This window comes from Bradyrhizobium sp. SPXBL-04 (assembly GCF_051853035.1).
In the GTDB taxonomy this organism is placed as follows: Bacteria; Pseudomonadota; Alphaproteobacteria; order Rhizobiales; family Xanthobacteraceae; genus Bradyrhizobium; species Bradyrhizobium zhanjiangense.
Genome location: NZ_CP182472.1, coordinates 2,292,270 through 2,311,964 on the forward strand (window position 1 = coordinate 2,292,270; position 19,695 = coordinate 2,311,964).

Below are 19,695 nucleotides of genomic sequence, written 5' to 3' on the forward strand. Positions count from 1 at the left end.
AGCTTGCGGCTGCAAAATCCGGAATCTGATCATCGCTGAACGAGTTGCTACCTAGCCGTAATCCTGGCTGCACGGATTGCGGCAGGATCTGTACCACCATAAAGGAGAGCAGGATGGATCCGATTGACCCATTCCTCGATTCGGGAGCCTGGATGCGGGAGTACGCCGCCCTGCAGGGGCGGGCGGGGCAGCGGTCGGGCGACCCAAGCGAGCAAGGCGACTTTCAGCAGCGGATGGAGGATTTGCATCTCGATTCGTCTGATGAAGCGAGGTCAGCTTCGCCTGATCAGGCTTCCGCGGGAAGTGGGCGGGCGATCCGGCGGGACGATTTCGGCGGCTCGATGCGGGTGCCGCCGCGCCCCGCTTTCAGGGAGAGTGCGCTCGGCGATTCGCGCCGGAGCGTAGACATTCCCCGCTTTCAGCCTCCAGCCTCGGCGCAAGTGCCGCAGTCCAGTTTGCGGGATGATTCGTTCAGCGGCGCGCGCTACAGCTTTCTGGACGCAGAGCCCGCCGTTGAGGTCAGGAGCGGCAAAACACGCGGATTGTGGTCACGCTTTAAGTCGGGGCTTGGCAAGGCTTTTGGCGGTGGCAGCAGCGAAAAGTCCTCGCGCGACGCGGGACAGGGGGACTCCTTTTCCACGAATTTTCGCATTGACTATGCTAGGCAGCCGGGCCGGACGCGCGGGGGGCCTGTCCCTGAGGCGGACGAGGTGCTGATAAAAGATTTCAGAAACAAAGCGACGGGTAACCTCAGCGACGGCACGATCAAGAATGCGGCAGCCGATTTGCGCCATCTGAGCGCGCGCCTCAGTGCGGCCGGCAGGCCCTCAATTGCGGATCGAATTCGCCGAGAATTGGAAAACGCGCAGCAGGACGATCCGGAGGTGGAAAACCACCAGCTGGAAGCTGAGCTCGATGAGGATGTCGACACCTACGCAAACGACCGCGGCAGGCGTATCAAAGCGGCCTTGAAGAAGCTCCGTGAAGTCGGTGCCGGAAACGTCCTGGCGCCTGATCTCCGCCGACTGGCTCCTCACGGCGCGGACGCAACCCTCATCGGCATGTGGGCGGCGGCGGAAAAGGCGACACACAGGATCGAGCCGGAGACGATCGACAGGCAAGCTCGCCGCATGTCTAGGCTGAGTGAGTGGCTGCAGACGCATGATAGGCCACCGATGGCCGGCCGACTTTCCACCCCCGCCTTTGTCCAGGATGTCGAGAAGTACAGGCGCGAAACCAACGATAGCAAGATCAACTCTGATCTGGTCAAACTCGGCCAATACGAGCAAATCCTGGAGGCGAACAGGGCGCTTGGATTGCGGCCTCCTGAGAATCCGGGCCAGCCTTCTTGGGAAGCTGCTCGACAGCCGCACTCACTGCAGGAGCCTCCCGCAACGCCAGCTACCCCGAGCGCGGGAGCGTGGGATTGGCTTGGCGAGCAGATCCACGGGCCCACCACATCGATGCCAGCGCCGCTCAGCGATTGGCAGGCCGGTCCGTCGCAACAGCTTCCCGCAACCCCGGCGACGCCGAGCGCGGCAGCCTTGGATTGGCTTGGCGAGCAGATCCACGGGCCCACCACATCGATGTTAGCGCCGCCCAGCGCTTGGCAGGCCGGTCCGTCGCAACAGCTTCCCGCAACCCCGGCGACGCCGAGCGCTGCAGCCTGGGATTGGCTTGGCGAGCAAATCCACGAACCCGCCTCACCAGTGGCAGCGCCGCACTGGGCCGCGCAAGCTCATCCGCCGCTCGAGCTTCCTGCTACGCCGGCCACCCCGAGCCAGGGAGCCTGGGCCTGGCTTGGGCAACAGATGCAAGAACCCGCATCGCCGTCGTCGGTGAGACCCCGATCGTCAAACATCTACGGCGGTCTCGACTCCTTCGTTGATCTGAATCCACCCACACCCCACGACTTGCGTGACGATGCGCGCTCTGCGCCAGCACCTGAATTCGCAGCCGCTTCGTCGTTCGCAGGACCGCCGGGGGCGGCTTCGGAACTGCGGGATATTGGAGCGATCGTTGGCGCCGACTGGCGCCACGGCTCCCAGGCGGCTTCAGACGTGTTGATCGATGTACTGGGCAATATCAATCTGCTGCCAAACCAGTTCGGGCCAAGTCAGTTTGCGATCAATGGGGAGCGCTATTCGGCGACGCTTGGACCGGGAGGCCGCAGGAATGTTCGCCTGATCCATCACCCGCGCGTTGGCGGGATAAACGAAGCTGGCCCATCCCGGCCCTTCCATCGTCCCCCGCAGATCGTCAGGGCCGCGCGACCCGACGAAGGTGCAATCGATCTTGGGTATTTGATTCGGGGCGGATGGGAACACCGGGAGCGATTCCTGCCGCCCTACCTTGTCCGCGTCCTGGAAGATCAGCGCATGATGCCCGAAGTTGGGCGCCCGGCCTATTTCAAGATCCGCGGAGTGCCTTACAAGGGCGAGTTGATGGAAAGCGAGGGACGCCAGCGCGTTCGCGCCTATCCGAATCCTCACTGAAGAAGACGTCCTTCTCGACGAGTTCGCAGCAGCAGTTCAGAGGCTCGGAGTTGTTTCCCAGGGTGCCGGCGCTTCGCCGGCGCCCTCACGGACGCTGCCACACGGCTCGGGGCCGATGTGGGCGCTATTCCTTCATCGTAATGGACTCTCACCATTTATTCCTTGCCGGCCTCCCGGCGCACACTCAGTCAGACTAGGGCCCGGAGAACGCAGACTCGTCTGGGTTGGCAACCCCACCCGATGCAAGGGACAGCGGACTAATGCACTGTCCGATCCAAGCTTCGAACGCGGCTGGATGCACGAGAGCGGCAGCTACGCGAAGATCACGCCGAAAGAGGTGGGAGCTTTTCACCTGAATGGAGCAGCAAAGAGAGGCTGCAATGAAGCGATGGTACAAACTAAAAGAGCCGTCGCGGCTGACCACCAAGAGAAGCGGATAGCCGCGACAACGGGGGGCCTGAAACCCAAGAAGCCAGAGCCGCGACGCAGTCTCGCTTTTACGGATGTGGCGACGGCCTCGTCAGCTTCTCGAAAGCTTGTCCATAGTAGGACCAGCTCAATTGATTTCATGGCGTGAGGCTAGCATGGACTCGCACAATTTCGACTCATTCAATGTAACTGCCGGCCCGCAGGTACAGGTCTCGCAAGAGCATCAACCGGACCGATCCGGGCAAGAGGACTTTGAGCAGCAATTACACGAGGCGCGCCAAGCCGATAACGCGATGCCTGACAGGGGGCCACGCCGTAGCCTCTCCGCCAATGTGTCTAGCGACAGCCAGCAGTCCCCAGACGAGCCGATGGGTGCACTTGCTAGGAGCAGCCTCCTGCCAAGCGAGAAGGTCCTCATCAACGATGAGCATGACACAGATGAGTTGAGAGCAGCGAAGAGGCCGAGGACCCTAGAGAATCTGCAAGGGATTGCGATTGAGCGGCAGCTGAGGGACGTCGCCAATTCAGGACGAGGTAATGAAGCAATGCCAGCAGTCTCGGCGCTGCCGCCGGCTCAATCAACTGGGATCGTGGTACGAGGGTATCGGGGGGAGCGACCTGTTTATTCCGAAGATGCTCACGAACTCTTGAGGCTTGAGGAGGCCCTTATCAAGGGCGGGATGTCCGCCCGCGGGGCGAAGCATCATGTAAGCGCTCTTCTTAGCTATTGCCGTTGGCTCTTCGAAAAACGCAGACCGAGCATTGTTGCTCGGATGGACAGTAAGTCGCTGAGCGATGGCGGTGACGTACGCGAGTTCGTCGGAAAAGGCAATCCCACGAGACTCCTTGCAGCATTAGACCATCTCCGCACCTTTCGGTCGACGGGCGAAGTCAAAGTCGTCGTACGCCCAAGGAGCGGTCGCGCCACGCTCAATCCTGCCCCCCAGAACGTGGCCCCCATCCATTCCGAAAGCGCAGTACGGATGGAACCGAGGCGCCTCGACAAGCCCGTTGCGCAGCACAGCGCATCGTCGGCGCTGCAGCCGGCTCAGTCGACGAGGATTGTGAGAGGACAGGACATGCGGCCTCTTTCTTCCGAGGATGCTCCCGTTGTTCCGGGGCTTGAGGAGGCCCTCATCAAGGCCGGGACTAGGCGCCTCGACATCGCCGCTGCGCAGCTTAGCGCGTCCTCCGCGCTGCGGCCGGCTCAATCGAGGGGAGTTGTGACAGGGTCGGACATGCGGCCTCTTTATTTCGACGATGCTCGCGATATCTCGGGGCTCCAGGAGGCCTTCATCAAGGCGGGGTTGCCAAGAGACTCCGCCTGCCAATATGCAAGTCCTCTTCGTAGCTTTAGCCGTTGGCTCTTCGCAAAAGACAAGCCAAGCCTTGTTGCTCAGCTCGACAGTGAGTCGTTGAGCGGTGATGTGTCCGGGTTCATCGGAAAGCGTAATCCCGACGGACTCCTTCGGGCAATAAACCATCTCCGGACCTTCCGGTTGACAGGCACGATCGTACTCCCCTTCACTAGGCCCAATCTTCACCCCGCGGACGCGGCTCCCATTCATCCCGAAAGCGCGCTACTGATGGAGCCGAGGCGCCTCGGCCATGCCATTGCGCAGCACAGCGCGTTGCAGCAAGCTAGTCGGCCCGAAGAGATTCGGGGACTGCGGGATGATCAACCCGCCCCATCGTCCAAGGGCATGTCGAGTTCGATCCAGAGCAGATTTCTCAGGAGGAGCTTCGGCAAGTGCTGGATAATCAATCCATCCCGCCGCCAGTTTCCGTCTCTTCAGAGCAGCTTCAGCGACTGGAAAACGATGTGCATGACGAGCTTGACGTCCGAAGGGACGATCACCCTGCCCAGTCGTTCTCCGTCGATCCAGAAGAGTTTACTTTCAATGTAGACCAGTTCTCTCCAGGGGAGCTTTCGCGACTCTTTGATGATGACTCCGCGCAACTAGCGGAGCTTCAGGAAGGACAGAATGATCAACCCGCCCCGTCGGCTTTCGTCCAAGAGCACGTCGCGTTCGATCCAGAGCTTCGGCGAGTACTGGATCATCTGGATCATCAACCCATCCTGTCGCCAGTCTCCGTCCCTTTAGAGGAGCTTCAGCGACTGGAAAAGGATTTGCAGGACGAGCTTCACGGCCGACGGGACGATCACGCCGCCCCGTCGTTCTTCGCCGATCCAGAAGAGCTTACTTTCAATGTAGAGCAGTTCTCTCCTGGGGAGCTTCGGCGATTGCTTGATGATCCATCCATATTGTCGCCACTCCCCGTCGATCCAGAGGACTCGGCTCTAAATTCAGGGCAGTCTCCTCCAGGGTGAGACTCCGCATTGCCTCGCCTTAATTGTTACCGGATGCTGAGCCGTTGCCTCACATAGATTGCTCCCCTGGATCGGGGACGAGCGGGGGCGCAGATGGGGCGGCTGAGCATGGCAACGCGGAAGGAACTGACGGCGGCGGCAGGCGTGCGTTATCGGCATTCGGGTCGCGCGAAGAAGGCACGAATATTAGACGAGTTCGTCGACATCACTGGGTTTCATCGCAAGCATGCGATGCGACTACTTCGAGGCCAGGAAGACGCATGCCCAGGCCGGCGGCCGCGACGTCGGATCTATAATGAGGCAGAACACAACGCGCTCGTGCTCCTTTGGGAAGCGTCAGACCGGATCTGCGGGAAGCGGCTGAAGGCGTTAATGCCTGCGCTGATTGAGGCGATGGAACGGCATGGCCACCTCGACCTTGCCCCCGAGATCCGCGCCAAGCTTTTGGCGATGAGCGCTGCGACGATTGACCGCGTATTGGTGCCGATCCGAGAAAAATTGGGTCGCAAGCGCCGGCGGCACACAGCGCATTCTCTGCGTCGCAGTATTCCAATACGGACGTCGGCGGATTGGAACGATCCGGCGCCAGGATTCGTCGAGGCTGACCTTGTAGCGCATAGCGGACCATCTGCGCGCGGCAGCTTTATCCAGACCCTCGTGCTCACGGACATTGCTACCGGCTGGACAGAGTGCGCTCCCCTGATCGTGCGTGAACAGACGCTGTTGAGCACGGTGCTGACGGAATTGCGCAAACATTTGCCTTTTGCGCTGCTCGGCCTCGACACTGACAATGATACGGTGTTCATGAACGAGACGCTGAAAGGCTATTGCGAGGCAGCCAACATTGTCTTCACGCGTTGTCGTCCCTACCGGAAGAATGACCAAGCGTTCGTTGAGCAGAAGAACGGCGCGGTCGGGCGCAGGATGGTCGGCTATCGTCGGTTCGAAGGCCTGGAAGCGGCCGAGCTGCTGGCAGAACTCTATCGAGCAGCGCGGCTGTTCGTAAACTTCTTCCAACCCTCGTTCAAGCTGATAGCCAAGCAGCGCGACGGTGCTCGTGTGCGCAAGACATACAGCGCGCCGGAAACACCCCACCAGCGCCTGGCCGCCGACGCCCGCACGCCTGACGCAGTCCGCCACCATCTCCAAGAAATCTATGCCGCTCTTGATCCAGTCGCGTTGTTGCGCGACATCCGCGACGCGCAGGAGCGCCTCGCGGCCCTCGCGGATACCCAACCAATCGCCCATCCTGCTGCGGCATCGCAATCGACTGATCGCTTCCTGGCAAGCCTGCGAACGGCCTGGAAGGACGGAGCCATGCGACCGACGGATCGGCCAATCGTGAAGGCGAAAAGAGGCCGGCGTCGTCCCGACCCGCTCATTTGCGCAACGCCAGATTTGCGAAAATGGTTTGAAGCCGAGCCCTGGCGGACTGGCAGCGAACTGCTCTCCCGCCTACAGGTGGAATATCCTGGAGCCTACCCGAACAAGCTTCTTCGAACGCTTCAACGGCGGCTTAAATCCTGGCGCAGCGAGCAAGCGAATGCGCTGCTGTTCGCTCCTACGGAGAAAATGCCGCCAAGGTCAGAGGTCACGACAACGCAATGATGTACCGGCTGCCAGCGGAGGAGGCCGGGCGCTCCGAAACCCCGGCCATCTCCGCACCCGGCCTCCTCCTCAACCCAAGCCAGGAGCAAAATAAATGAGGCAACCGATCCGGCCCGGGAGCATCGATACATGAGGCAATACGCGCTCTCATCCTGATTGTCGCGCCATAGTCGCCGTTGTGGACTTGATATCGGCATACCTTGCGACGCCCGCCCGGGCGCAGGATGCGGCTGTACTGTTCGATGGCGAGCTGCAGCGGCTGTCCGAGGTCCTCGGAGCCCTGCACTATCTGCACGACATCTGCGGCTCCAACGGAGGCGCCAAATGGCGCAACGAGATGCAGGAGCTGATCGACGTCGAAACCCCCTCCGGCCACCGCCGCGCGCGCATGGTCGCAGGCGTTAACCGCGGCTACCAAGGCTTCGCGCTGACCTATCGGACCTGCACGCCCGCAGCCAGAGTTGCGATCAGCCGCTACATCGAGGAAGGCTTGAATATCTCACGCGACCTGACGATGCGCTATGCCAACTGACCGCGCGATCCTTGACGGCACTCCGCCGGCCGATTGCCGACGAATCGATTCACGAACCGAACAGGGTGATGATTGCGGCTTGTTAGTCTTGGATCGAATGGGCTGCGAGGCTTACTTCGCTCCAGGGGAGCGATGTGACGGCGCGCCCACTGGAAGAATTCCGTCAACTATCCTTGCGAACGGGCTGATCCGGATCATTTAAGGCGCTAAGTCCGGACCCAGCTCGCCAAAGCCACGAATCCCAACAGAAACCAAATCACAAGAGCAAGCGGCCACAACGAAGAGGGAACCTTTTCGGGTTGGGGTTCTGAGTCTTTATGGTCGGTCCAGGCTTGCCATGATCGCCAAGTTTGAGGCGACATCGGTCCGTCAAAGTCACGAAGGCTAGTTTCGTCCACGGCTATCTCCCGCCTCAACGCCTAATCGATCAACGCATGGTGGAAGGACCTGCCCATGAGAGAACCCGCGTCTACTCGGTACAACAACCCCTGCGACATGTGGGGCGGATCGGCCCTCGCCAAGAAATGGGGCGCCAACCAGACAGTTGGCCTCAACGATGGGCGCGGGTAGGGCAATCACATCGCGGTATTCCCGACGAAGGTGAAAGGCGCCGCGGCCGTGTTCGGTTGTGGGTTTTCTGAGCCGCGTATTGAGCAATCGCGCTGTCGATAAGGTCGCGGTCTTCTGTAGATAGATGGGGATAGGGGCCCCACCGCCGACGGGAGCGGGATCGGTCTGCCTTGCCGCGGCCAAGTGCTGCTCAAGGCCATCTTGCCCGGCCTGGCTCGTCTGCAGCTCTTCCGAGACGGCGTGCTGCAGCTGCGACCAAGCTGGTATATTAAATCGGTCAAAATTTCGCGGGTCCACGCTAACCTCACCTCCAGGATCACCTGAACCGGTCTCCGTAGTCGGGCAAGCTTTCGAGAACCTGACTTGGCCATGGCTCCTAGGGGGAGTTATTCGCGCTGGCCAACCTCGGAAATGACGGCTCGAGACCAGCCTCTCCCCGACAATCCGCCCGATCCTCACTGGAGAACTAACTAGATCCTTTCCATAATCTCTTCCGGCTGACGTCCCATCACATCCGACCTAACGGCTCGTCTAGCGCAAATGCGGCCGATCCCTTCAAAGAGGTCGCGTAGCTCCGGTCCCATGCGCCACGAGAAGGTGCGAGCAGAACGGCGCTTGCGCTGATCAGAAGAATATCAACGTAGACGCCAACAGATTGAGCGCGTGTTCCGTTTGAGGTGTGTGTGTGATGCTTGTCGGGTTATGAATGTATGACAGTCCGACGCTTGCATATATCCCCGGAGCGAGATGCGCGGTATATGTTCCCGTGATTGCTGTGGTCTCGCGGTGCGCAAGCTGGCCTTTAGCCAGAGCAGCGTCCACTGCCAATTTGCTCCAGCTCGTGTTGCTGGCAACGAGAGCAATCAGATCAGTGGGGCGGCCATCGAAATGCCCCTTTGCATAAAGACGAAGCTCGTAATACCGGCTGATCCTATTGAGGTCAGGTGGAGCTCCCATGACGGAGAAGCCGCTATAGATGCCGCGAGACGGCGACCCAGGGGCGTCACTCTGCCAGAGCTGCCGGTCCGCAGCGATGTACTGAAAATTATTCCCGCTCTCCCTTTGTTGCTTGGGATCCGCCAAATTCGTGTAGCGGCTACTGTTAAAACCAACGCCCGCCCGCAGCCATGTGTCGGGTACGCCGGGAGCAGCCTTGCTCTTGTAGCCGGCTTCTTCAACGAGAAGGATGCCTGCATTGGCCGTGCTCCAGTTCAGGCCAGTGGGATTCTCCGTTATCTGGGCATAGGGACCATCTGGACTGATTGAGCGCTGGACGGAGACCTTGTTGTACAAGCGATCGTCGAAATTGTACTTCAAGTTGACCGCCGGCGTGGGCGCGGCATTGGTGCTCATCCCTGCCTGGAACAAGGCAGACATGTTCGATCCTGTAATCCCTCCGAACAATGTGCCGGTGAATTCATTTTGGTTTCTGAGGTAGCCAAGTTTGAGTTCTAGTGTCCTGTCGAAGAAAGTCTGGTAGTAGGCGAGCGTATTGATTCCCACTCGATCTGGCCCTGGGCGATCCCACGTCCAGTATTGCTGCTCGGCTCCTACGACAATCTGTCCGTCGGCAATGCCAAACCGGCTGAGATCGTAGGTGATGATCATGAAGTTTGCCGACGCGAAGGTCGGATTCTGGCCCATATAGAGCTGGTTTGCGATAGTGCTTCTGCCTGCATGCGGTAGCTGGTTGCTTGCAAAGGAGTTATGTGTCCACCCGATATAGCCGATGCCGACGTCCGCCAGCGCAGATCTAACGCCCCCCTTGTCCTGATCAATCGTATCTGCAGGACCAGGGATGGGGAGCCACAACCCTTTTTCACGCAGATTGTCGTACCTCGCAAAGGGATCGATCGTCTTTTGTATTCTCGCCTGAGCAGCCCTGTCCGCATTGCCGCGCCTTTCGAAAGGCACACCGGGACCTGCTGCTGGCGCCGGGGCAGGAGGGCGGACTGTCTGACGGACGAGGTCGATCGGGAGCTTTGCGGCCCGATCGGAAGCCTTTCGTCTTTTGCTGGCCTGATCCACAGGGCGGCTACTAGGATCAAGCCCGCTCGCGGTTTGTGCCAGTACGGAACTGCCGACCAGACTAGCCGCTAGCGAAAGTGCGATAAGAAGCCCACGTTGCTTTCCACTTGGTCTAAAATTGAAAGTAAGTGCTGCCGTAGCGGAGTATGTCCGAGGCGAGGTCCTCGCAAGAAAGCAATCACGCATGGCGCACTTCCGGTCCCTGTCGTCCATGAATAGATTGAACCGCGGCCTGATTGGCCCAGAGTGAGCTCCCTGCGTTTTCGCGTCCGAGGCGAGGGGGACGACCCAGAACTCGATGTATCCTAAGAGAACCACTCAGACTTCCCGAACCTCTCAGCTCGGGACGCGATGATGACCGGGTCCGAAACTTTGCTTGTGCATGACGCCGCTGCGCCGAGAGCCTGCGGCGAGCGCTGGCTCGGCAAAATGCCCACGACGAGCGCGCGGAGTCTCGCTGTCGTGGCCACCATGACTGTCGTCGCCACCATGACATTGCGAATGTCCACCTTGCTCACTGTGAGTCAGGCGATTCTGGCGGTGCCGCGCATCTGCATCGAAGGTGGCTTTCTCGACGAAACGGCAGCTACCAGAAAGCAAGGCTCGCCGGGCAAGAAGCCTAGCTTCAGGAAGCGCTTCATTGGTATCGTGATCACCGAAAGACGAGACAATCGCCAGGCTCGAAGGCCGAAGAGCCTTTGAATTTGCGCGCCCGGCAACCACATCACAACGTATAACGTGGTGGCCCAGGAACACGGAGGAATGAGCCATCGAGCAGCTTTGGTGGGTATCGGCCAGCAGTTGCTGGCTCCATCAGTGTTCGCGCGGCAAAATCTGTCTTTCATCCGAATCCTTGACGTGCACGGCGTTCGTTGGTCACGCTTGCCACGTGCCCGTCACCTCGAACAACCTGCCGGACTTGGTAGTTGACCAGGTGCATTCGTCGCAGGTCCAATCGGCCATTGCAGCTCGGCCGCTCAGCCGTGGCGCTTACGTGGCGCGTTCCGAATGAAGTTGCTGGTCTCGGCAAGGCGTGAGGCGGGCTCCATCGAACGCATTGCAGGAATCAGTGGACGGTGCGCATTCGTGCAACGGCAAGGGTAAGAAAATCTGCAAGGTTCTTCTGAATGATGAGAAAATGCTGCGCCATCGCCGACGAAGACGAGAACCATTGCTCGCCGGTGACGCTATCATGGAGAACGCGCGCAAATTGTCGCGTTGCGTTGCTCAAGAAGGAGCGCTTCATAGGAGCAGGGGCAGCCGATCAGGAAGGTCGCCAAGATTGATTATTGTCGACGCTGGCAGCTCCTGGAGCGCATGAGCATCGCAGGCTGTCGCGTGGACGAAATAAGCCTACTGAAATGGGGATGTTGGGCGAGGGAAAATGGACTTGATTGATCAAGCGGCCGCTTCAGACTTGCGGCGGCTCTTGCACCGGCCGTCAAGACGGATGCTCCCGGTTTTGGTGCTCCCGCTGGTCCTCGTCGGCTCGTGTGCTGCTGGCGCCTGGTTTTGGGCTAACCTTGAAGAGCTCGTCGAGACGCCGGAAAGCAGGCAAGTCGCTTCAACGATGAGCCTGTCACCGGAGGACAGGGCATCCCTGTCCGAGATAAAGTGGGCACAGCAGAAAGCTGGCGATGAGATCGCAGAACTCAACCGCCGGATCGATGCCCAGCAGGATGTCCTCAAAGCGATCCTGGATCAGATCACCGTGCTGACCTCGCGGATCGATTCGCTGCAGAGTTTAACGCCTGTCCCTTCTGCTGCTTCCGTGCCTCCTTTGTCGCCAGCCCGGGCTGTTTCAAGCGTCGCCAGCAAACGCCTCGGGCGGTCCAAACCACAGGGACCTGTTTCCATCGGAGGCGCGCCACTCATCGCAGGACCGAGCACAGCCGAGCCTTGAGGTCTCACGTCGCTGCAGGCGTGGTCGAGTCTCCAACTGCGCTCGATGAGGTGGACCGTAACTTCGCAAAGCTGCCTCCTGCCGTAAAATACCCGAAGCTTGCGCGGGCGCCGCCGTCTCCAGCGGCATGTCGCTGAGGCCGTCACCATCATCGGAGCACTCCGGGGAGGTGGGGCAGAGCCCTTTCCGCGTGATCGAGGCGTGGCCTGGCGGAATCCGCTGCGCCTCTCCTTTAAATCAGCTTCCTTTTAGTCAGCCCTCGCCGGTTTGAGGCCATATCTGAAAGGTCGTGTCATCACACCGCCGCTGCATCCTCGAAATCCGGCCTGTTTGCCCGAGGCGCTTCTTCGGATCGCTGCCTCGCGAAGAGCTTAGATGTTTGGAATCTGCTCACACGCGTGACTTAGTTAATAGGGGGTACGGTCGAGATAAGTGTCGAATGCGGCAGCAACAGCACGAATGACAAACCGGTGCTCCTGCTTGACCCGAATGAATCCCTCTTCAACGTCCACTATCCCGTCTTCGGCAAGCATTGCCAGGCGGTCGGCCGAATCGAGAAGAGGAATCGGATCAAATCCGTGAGCAGCACAGATCGCTGGTACGTCGGCCTGCAAATCGCACATCAGGCGCTCGATAATTGCGGCGCGGAGGCGATCTTCGGCGGAGAGACGGTAGCCTTTTGAGGTTGCCAGACGACCGGCCTGAATGTGTTGGTGATAGGAAGCGGTTGCGATCTCGTTCTGGACGTAACCGTCACGCAGACGGCCGATGGCTGACGGACCTAAGCCAATCACGGTTTTGCAGGTATCAGCCGAATAACCCAGGGAGTTCCGGCGGAGCTCACCGGCTTTCTGCGCCAGCGCGAGCTCGTCGTTGGGCAGGGCGAAATGGTCGAGCCCGATCTGGTGGTAGCCGGCAGACACCAGTGTATCCGCAATGGCCGCGGCTTGCTCAGCGCGGGCGACATTGTCCGGCAGCGCCGCCTCATCGATCTGGAGCTGACGTTTCATATAGGAGGGGACGTGAGCATAGCCAAAAACCGCAAACCGGTCTGGCCGCATGGCCAGAGCCGTCCGCGCGGAGTCCACGCAGGACCGCACCGTCTGATGCGGCAGTCCGAAGAGAAGGTCGAAATTGATGCGGCTTATCCCATGTTGGCGAAGACTTTCGACGACAGAAGCCGTCTGCACCTCGCTCTGCACACGGTTGACCGACCTTTGAACCAAGGGATCAAAGCTTTGCACGCCGATGCTCGCGCGGTTGACCCCGGCCGCTTGTAACGTTTCGACCATCTCGGCCGTGATCGTACGCGGGTCGATCTCTATGGCGATGGTAGCTGATTTGCTGAACGCGAAGCAGCGGCGCAGGCGTTCGATCAAGGCCAGGAAATCGGTTGGCGCAATGGTAGTCGGCGTCCCGCCGCCGAAATGCACGTCACTCACCGGCAGAGCGCGCGGCGCTTGCTCTGCGACCAAGCGTATCTCCTCATGCATTGCCGCCAAGTAATTGCGGATCGGTCGCTCGCTGCGAGTGAGGCTCGTAGGGAAGCCGCAATACCAGCAGATCGAGCGGCAGAACGGAACGTGGACGTAGAGCGATACGGGTTCGTCCGGCGGCAGCCGCCTCAACCATGTCTCACAAGACTTGGCACCGAACACCGCGGAGAAATCCGGTACGGTTGGGTAGATGGTGTACCAAGGCAGGCGAGCATCGCAATACTTGTTCAGGAGCGAGGTCTGCAAGGCTTAAGTTTCCCATGCTCAAAGAGCATAAAGCTGACCGATGCTCTCTCTTGTGTCTTTGCGTTATGTCAAACGCGCCTAACTGTTCCTGAGATCTGGTCCCGCTGTCGATGTCACTGCCAACGCGGCTTAGGGGCCGGACTGAGAGTGCGCGTGAGAGCCGCTCGTTGGCCATTATCTGGATGCTTGTGGGTAGAATGAACTTCTCGTATGAGCACGCTTTCAGGAAAAATTGGCGGTCAAAATGCCGACGTTGCAAGGCCGGGGCCTTGGGCCAGGAGCGAGGGCCACGCAGCGCCACCAGATCGAGGACCAGAGCGGTTAGCTACCGAGCGCGGCCAGCTCGTCGCCATGGAAGCGAAAAAGGCTCGAGACGCTGCGGCGGCCGAGCTGATGACACAAACTGCCGAAGCGGCCGAGCTTCGTCAAAACTTGGAGTCCAACAATGCCAAGCTTGCCAAGGTGCAGCAGGCTCAAGCCGAGCTGATCCGCAAACAACGTGCCCTTGATGAAGATAAACGTGAACTCAATCTGATCATCCAACAGCGCGTACAGGTCCCAATCGGCGACATCCAGGCCAAAACCAGGCAGGAAGCTGACGAACCCACGCGCTTGCGGAAGGATTAAACGATTTAGTCGATGGCCCAGTAAGGCGGAGCAGGCTCGCAGCAATCCCAGGGCGAAGTGCGCGAGCTCGAAGCGCCGCTTCGCAGCCGTTTCCTACGGACACGATCGGTTAAGGAGAGCTGGGCGCGGACGTCGTCCAGCAGCTCGACGGTTCGATCGGTCGTTCAGCCGGTAGCATCCTTTGAGAATCCTAGCGCGCGAAAGCATGGACGATGGCTTGCTGGGTAGGCGAGTGGCGTCTCGCCGCTTAGCTTCGATATGCGCAGACCTCTCCGCCAGATGCCACGAATCGGACGCCTCCTTCCGGCGTGTCACGGAAAATAAGTTGCTTGCTAGATGAAGAGCGCCAAGTGCGCGATCGTACAACGTGACGCTACGTGCGATTCAAGTGCTTTGGAGCAGCTCACTAAAACATATTTGAATTTCAAGTATAAAAAGCATGAGCCTCAATTCCGCCACGCTGCTTGGCTCATTGCCGCCAGCATCATCACGGATGTACTGATGATGTTGGGGCGGGCCCGGCGCACTTTCAACCCGGCAAAGTGCGTCGGGGCGCCTTGGCTCGGCGTCTCGTTCCCGCTCCAATGCAGCTCGCAACAACTTTCAGGTCCTGCTTATAGCGAATGCGAGCCCGCCAGACACCTCACATGCGACACTATCTGAGATACGTTTCTCTGCTTCAGGATATCAAGGCAGCGAGGATGGTTCCCGCCAAACAGCTTGATAACTTCGAACTAGGCGCAGCACGAGACGTCATAATTGAAATGCCCGGCTCGCCGCCAGCCAGCCATCGGGTGACGACTACCCGGAAGAGGGTGACACGATCTATGGCGATCATGGCCTTCAGTTCGCTAATGAAACAATCGATACTTCACACCTCCGAACTGCTTAAGTCTGTCACCTGCTCGAGATAGTCAGCAGCGTTCAGCGATACCGCGTCAGAAGGTCTCAGCGTGTTTTAGGATGGAGATAGGGTCGAGGAACGATTTCGTCGCCCCACCATGCGTCAGCAATCCCCATGTGCAACTCCGCGAAGGCGTCGAACGCGTCGAGGGGGCGGTGAAAGGATGACTTTCTGGCGCGGCTGATTTCACAAGGGGACATGCGCGACATTTTGGGGTTTCGTGGCGGCGGGGCTAATTGCCGCGCCTCCGGCCCTTTTCGAGCTGATTGCGACCTGCTGGCGCTCAGCATGCGGATTCCGACGTAGTCGCCCGGGTGTACCGATATGAAGTCGCCCGGGGATTCCGAGACGATGTCGCCCACCTTTCCGATTTGATCTCGCCCGGGGACGAGGCGTTCTGGCTGCCTAGGTTCTCTGGCATTAGGCCAGCCGCGCGGTCAACTGGAATCGCGGCTTGAACCTGTTGTGTTTCTGTTGCGGTTGCTGTGGGCATGTGGGCAACGCCTTGGCGTTGTCCAAGCGCAGCGGCATGTCCACAGCGTCACGGTCTCAGGCCTTTCGGGCGGACTGCCGGGTTCGGCGCAGGCTCTCGCCGGTGAGGTCGAGCCGATGGGCGTTGTGGACGAGGCGATCGAGGACGGCGTCGGCATAGGTGGGATCTCCAATGAGCACATGCCACTGGTCCACGGGGAGCTGGCTGGTGACGATGGTGGAACGGTGACCGTAGCGATCTTCGAGGATTTCCAGGAGGTCGTGACGGGCACCGGCATCGAGCGGCTCGAGCCCCCAATCATCGAGGATCAGCAGATCGACACGGCCGAGGCTGCGCAATAGGCGTGGATGGCGGCCGTCGCCGCGCGCGAGAGCGAGGTCATCGAACAGCCGCGGAACACGTTGGTAGAGCACGGAGCGATTGTCGCGGCAGGCCTTGTGGCCGAGCGCCGAGGCGAGCCAGCTCTTGCCGACGCCGGCCGGGCCACAGATCAGCAGGTTGGCATGGTCGTCGATCCAGCGATCCTCGACAAGCTTGGCGAACAGCGGGCGGTCGAGGCCGCGCGGGGTGCGGTAGTCAATGTCCTCGACGCACGCCTGCTGACGCAGCTTCGCGTAGCGCAGGCGGGTGGCGAGCCGCTTGTCGTGCCGCAGCGAGGCTTCACGTTCGAGCAGCAGCGCAAGCCATTCGGCGTGCCCGAGGCTGCCAGCCTCGCCGGTGGCTTCGATATCGGCGAAGGCCTTGGCCATCCCGTGGAGGCCGAGGGCGTTGAGGCGGTCGAGGGTCGGATGGGTGAGCAAGGGATGGTCTCCTAATTGTAGTAGCGCGGTCCGCGGATGTTGGCATGCAGGATCGGCGCATCGTCCGCGGAGCGCTGATGAGCGGGACGCCGATCGAGGTTGTTGGCGAGGATCGACTTGACCGAGCCATAGGTGCGCGCACCGATGTCGATCGCCCGCGCAGCCGCGGCGTCCAGCCGTTCGCGCCCATAGGAGGCGGCAAGCCTGAGGATGCCGAGGCAGGCGCGGAAGCCTTGCTCGGGGTGCGAGCGCTCGTCGAGAATGAGGTCGCACAACGCGCTGGTCGCCGGCCCGATCGCGGCAGCGTCCTGGCGGATGCGCGCGATGGTCCAGCCGGCGTAGCGCCGATGGCTGGAGGCCATGTGCTCCGGCACGGTGGTGTGCTTGTGATTGCCACTCATGCGCTGATGCGCGGCGATCCGCTCGCCCTTGTGGAAGATCTCGACGGTGCGGGCGGTGAACCGCACCTCCACCTCGGTACGCGCGAAGCGATGTGGCACGCTGTAGTAATGCTTCTCCACCTCGACGTGGTAATCAAGGCTGACGCGGCGGATCCGCCACTCGGCGAGCACGTATGGGCTTGTCGGCAATGGCTTGAGCGCCGGCCGGTCGATCTCCTCGAGCAGCTGGCGGCGCGTCACGCCGAGCCGCCGGATCGGCCGCTCCTCATTGAGCCTGATGAGCAACTCGCCAATCGCCGCGTTGACCTCGGCGAGGCTGTAGAAGATGCGATGGCGCAGGCGGCCGAGCAGCCAGCGCTCGACGATGAGGACAGCCTGCTCGACCTTGGCCTTGTCGCGCGGCTTGCGTGGTCGCGCCGGCAAGACGGCCGTGCCGTAATGCGCCGCCATCTCCGCATAGGTGCGATTGATCTGCGGGTCGTAGAGGCTCGCCTTGATGACCGCGACCTTGGTGTTGTCAGGCACCAACAGCGCCGGCACGCCGTCGATCGCCGCCAAGGTGCCGACGTGGGCGCTGATCCAGTCGGCAAGCCCCTGCGTCCACGTCGCCTGCGCATAGGTGAAGTTCGAGGCGCCGAGCACGGCGACGAAGACCTGCGCCGTCCTCCGCTCGCCGGTGAGGCGGTCGACCACCACCGGCACGCCATCGCCCGCGTAGTCGACGAACAATTTGTCGCCGGCCGCGTGCGCCTGGCGCATCGTCACCGACAGGCGACCCTCCCAGGCGCGGTAGAGCTCGCAGAAGCGCGAGTACCGGTATCCGCTGGGCTCGGCGGCAATGTACTCCTCCCACAGGATCGACAGCGTCACGTGCTTGCGCTTGAGCTCGCGGTGCACCGCCGCCCAGTCGGGCTCGACGATGCGGCGGTGACCCTGCCGGTTGCTGTTGCCGGTCTTGGCGAACAGGCGGGCCTCCAGGGCCGCGTCCGTGAGTTCGTCGGGCAACGGCCAGCTCAGGCCTGCGGCCTCGAACCGCCGGATGGTCAACCGCACTGTCGAGGGCGCCGCGCCCATCCGCCGCGCAATCTCGCGGCTCGGCAGCCCAGCCGCCTTCATCCTGATCACATCGCGCACACGGCGCATCGCAAGCCTCTCCGTCGGCATCCAGGGTCCCCTTCGCAAAGCCGAAAGGGTTGACCCTATGGGAGCCAGAAGAGGCCTCGTCACCCGGGCGACATCATCCCGGAATGGTGGGCGACATCATCTCGGAACGGGTGGGCGACTTCAAATCGGAATGGTGGGCGAGATCATCTCGGAACGCTGGGCGACATCGAGCGGAATCCGCACTCAGCACATCATCTTCCCTGAGGTTCTCCATGACCAGCGCGCCGCAAGGACAGACTTAACTGACTTGCGCAGAACTTGGATTACCAAGCCTTCAGACCGTCTTCACCGAGCTCCTCGACGTATAGTCGACGCGCGATCCGAGATTGGCGCGGCCTTCTAGGATACGGATACAATTGAAGTAGATCTCATGGCCCCTATCGCTCTTGAGGAAAATGCGCCTCTGGATCGATCTGCCCGATCGTCCCTATGCCGTCCATCAGGGGCTCTTGGTCCTGCAGCTACTGCGCGCTGGATTGAAGCTGCCTCGCACAGGATAGACGAGATCGGCGTACACCTCATCCTGCTCGTACTCCCCGCTCGACGTTGACCCACCCGCCCATGGGGAAGCGCGAACCGGATGCGACCTGGTACTGACCGCCGGGCTCATGACGATCAGCGCTCTGCGAGGTGGTGCGCCCCATCGTCGCTCGACCATACCGCTTATCCGGTAGGAGACGTGCTGCTCCATGGCGGCTTGCAGAGTTGGGTAAGGCGCTCGGAATCGACTGAGTCGCGGCTTGCATCGTGTTGCATCTCGATCTGACCGCGTTGGGCCTTCCCAACCCCAAAAAGTGGGGCTCGAGACCTTTCAAGCGCGAACCAATTGGATGCCGGCAACGACCAGAACCGCCACGAGGATGAACCTGATAGCTGTCTGGCTCAACCATCTCAGGCCTATCACCGATCCTGCGACGGCACCCCCAAGCGCGGAGATTGCGTAAAGCGCCAAATCCGAGGACGGAAATTGGCCGGTGAAAAGAGCTCCGACGAAGGCGACTGCGGAATTAGCCAGGATAAAAGGGGGTGATAGCGCGGCGCTCTGCTTAGGTGATGCCCAATTCAGTGCGATGAGCGTCGGGGCCAGGAACACTCCGCCGCCCACGCCGGTCAGGCCGGAGACCAGGCCGAGGACCGCACCAATACTCACGCTTGCCCGGAGCGGTGTTTCGCAAACGCGATCGGCGGCTCGTCCGCGCCGCATGATCATCACGGCGCTCGCCAGAAGAAGGACGATCCCCGTCAGTGTCTTGTAAATGTGTTCCCCGAGCACAATAAAGCCACCGGCAAGCGCCGTTGGCATCGATGAAAGCAGAAGCGGACGCAGGATTATCCAGTCTACGACTCTGATGCGCTTGAAGAGCCACGTAGAATAAGTCGCGACAACAATGTTGAGAGCAAGCGCCGTCGGGCGCATCTCTGTCGATGGCATACCAGAAAAAGCCATTAGCGAGACGAATGCGGTGCCACCCGCTTGGCCAACAGTCGAATAGAGCAGTGAGACGATTGCGAAGAGCAGAGAAACCATACTTCACCGATCTTGGCGAAGTTCTTCGCCTTGGTTGCACCAACCGCATCATGATCCGAGCGTAAGGTGCCGGCGCAATTGTCGTTCCGCTTGGGAGCCGATTCCGAGCGCTTATTCGGGGATCCGCGCGGCCCAAGGT

13 protein-coding genes are annotated in these 19,695 nt (G+C 60.6%); 7 read left to right on the forward strand and 6 right to left on the reverse strand.

The features are described from left to right. Window positions 1–113: 113 nt before the first annotated feature. The 4 genes from ACNJX8_RS10610 to ACNJX8_RS10625 all read left to right on the forward strand — a co-directional run bounded on the left by ACNJX8_RS10610 (window position 114) and on the right by ACNJX8_RS10625 (window position 7,396). Window positions 114–2,495: a hypothetical protein gene (locus ACNJX8_RS10610; RefSeq protein ID WP_439360550.1), complete on the forward strand. Its 2,382-nt coding sequence runs from the start codon at window positions 114–116 to the stop codon at window positions 2,493–2,495. Window positions 2,496–4,674: 2,179 nt separating this feature from the next. Next, on the forward strand, window positions 4,675–5,256 hold the full coding sequence (locus tag ACNJX8_RS10615; RefSeq protein WP_439360551.1) for a hypothetical protein: 582 nt from the start codon (window positions 4,675–4,677) through the stop codon (window positions 5,254–5,256). A 93-nt stretch (window positions 5,257–5,349) separates the two neighbouring features. Further along, on the forward strand, window positions 5,350–6,864 hold the full coding sequence (locus ACNJX8_RS10620; protein ID WP_439360552.1) for an ISNCY family transposase: 1,515 nt from the start codon (window positions 5,350–5,352) through the stop codon (window positions 6,862–6,864). A gap of 184 nt (window positions 6,865–7,048) precedes the next feature. Then, complete coding sequence (locus ACNJX8_RS10625) at window positions 7,049–7,396, forward strand: TIGR02301 family protein (protein WP_439360553.1); 348 nt, start codon at window positions 7,049–7,051, stop codon at window positions 7,394–7,396. Window positions 7,397–8,590: 1,194 nt separating this feature from the next. On the opposite strand, the gene ACNJX8_RS10630 is transcribed toward ACNJX8_RS10625, so the two are convergent. Beyond that, entirely contained in the window at window positions 8,591–9,880 is a 1,290-nt protein-coding gene (locus ACNJX8_RS10630) for a carbohydrate porin (protein ID WP_439360554.1), read from the reverse strand. Between the two features lie 468 nt (window positions 9,881–10,348). Here ACNJX8_RS10630 and ACNJX8_RS10635 point away from each other — a divergent pair, with 468 nt between their 5' ends. Further along, entirely contained in the window at window positions 10,349–10,696 is a 348-nt protein-coding gene (locus tag ACNJX8_RS10635) for a hypothetical protein (protein ID WP_439360555.1), read from the forward strand. Window positions 10,697–11,060: 364 nt separating this feature from the next. Here ACNJX8_RS10635 and ACNJX8_RS10640 read toward each other — a convergent pair whose 3' ends face one another. Beyond that, entirely contained in the window at window positions 11,061–11,225 is a 165-nt protein-coding gene (locus ACNJX8_RS10640; RefSeq protein WP_439360556.1) for a hypothetical protein, read from the reverse strand. Window positions 11,226–11,378: 153 nt separating this feature from the next. On the opposite strand from ACNJX8_RS10640, the gene ACNJX8_RS10645 reads away from it, so the two are divergent. After that, complete coding sequence (locus tag ACNJX8_RS10645) at window positions 11,379–11,897, forward strand: hypothetical protein (protein ID WP_439360557.1); 519 nt, start codon at window positions 11,379–11,381, stop codon at window positions 11,895–11,897. Window positions 11,898–12,304: 407 nt separating this feature from the next. On the opposite strand, the gene hemN is transcribed toward ACNJX8_RS10645, so the two are convergent. Then, window positions 12,305–13,639, reverse strand: coding sequence for an oxygen-independent coproporphyrinogen III oxidase (gene hemN, locus ACNJX8_RS10650; protein WP_439360558.1), 1,335 nt, complete (start codon window positions 13,637–13,639; stop codon window positions 12,305–12,307). A gap of 210 nt (window positions 13,640–13,849) precedes the next feature. Here hemN and ACNJX8_RS10655 point away from each other — a divergent pair, with 210 nt between their 5' ends. Next, entirely contained in the window at window positions 13,850–14,266 is a 417-nt protein-coding gene (locus ACNJX8_RS10655) for a hypothetical protein (protein WP_439360559.1), read from the forward strand. 1,453 nt (window positions 14,267–15,719) lie between these two features. Here ACNJX8_RS10655 and istB read toward each other — a convergent pair. The 3 genes from istB to ACNJX8_RS10670 all read right to left on the reverse strand — a co-directional run bounded on the left by istB (window position 15,720) and on the right by ACNJX8_RS10670 (window position 19,556). Beyond that, window positions 15,720–16,463, reverse strand: coding sequence for an IS21-like element helper ATPase IstB (gene istB / locus ACNJX8_RS10660; RefSeq protein ID WP_439360560.1), 744 nt, complete (start codon window positions 16,461–16,463; stop codon window positions 15,720–15,722). Window positions 16,464–16,474: 11 nt separating this feature from the next. Then, window positions 16,475–18,007: an IS21 family transposase gene (istA, locus tag ACNJX8_RS10665; RefSeq protein ID WP_439361878.1), complete on the reverse strand. Its 1,533-nt coding sequence runs from the start codon at window positions 18,005–18,007 to the stop codon at window positions 16,475–16,477. A gap of 832 nt (window positions 18,008–18,839) precedes the next feature. Next, window positions 18,840–19,556, reverse strand: a complete 717-nt coding sequence (locus tag ACNJX8_RS10670) for a sulfite exporter TauE/SafE family protein (protein ID WP_439360561.1) — start codon at window positions 19,554–19,556, stop codon at window positions 18,840–18,842. Window positions 19,557–19,695 lie beyond the last annotated feature (139 nt).

Excerpts from the sequence above, each read along its gene's own strand:
- ACNJX8_RS10655 (WP_439360559.1), top strand. The coding sequence starts at position 13,850 with ATGAGCACGCTTTCAGGAAAAATTGGCGGTCAAAATGCCGACGTTGCA.
- ACNJX8_RS10635 (WP_439360555.1), top strand. The coding sequence starts at position 10,349 with ATGACCGGGTCCGAAACTTTGCTTGTGCATGACGCCGCTGCGCCGAGA.
- ACNJX8_RS10670 (WP_439360561.1), bottom strand. The coding sequence starts at position 19,556 with ATGGTTTCTCTGCTCTTCGCAATCGTCTCACTGCTCTATTCGACTGTT.
- ACNJX8_RS10610 (WP_439360550.1), top strand. The coding sequence starts at position 114 with ATGGATCCGATTGACCCATTCCTCGATTCGGGAGCCTGGATGCGGGAG.
- ACNJX8_RS10620 (WP_439360552.1), top strand. The coding sequence starts at position 5,350 with ATGGGGCGGCTGAGCATGGCAACGCGGAAGGAACTGACGGCGGCGGCA.
- ACNJX8_RS10645 (WP_439360557.1), top strand. The coding sequence starts at position 11,379 with ATGGACTTGATTGATCAAGCGGCCGCTTCAGACTTGCGGCGGCTCTTG.
- istA (WP_439361878.1), bottom strand. The coding sequence starts at position 18,007 with ATGCGCCGTGTGCGCGATGTGATCAGGATGAAGGCGGCTGGGCTGCCG.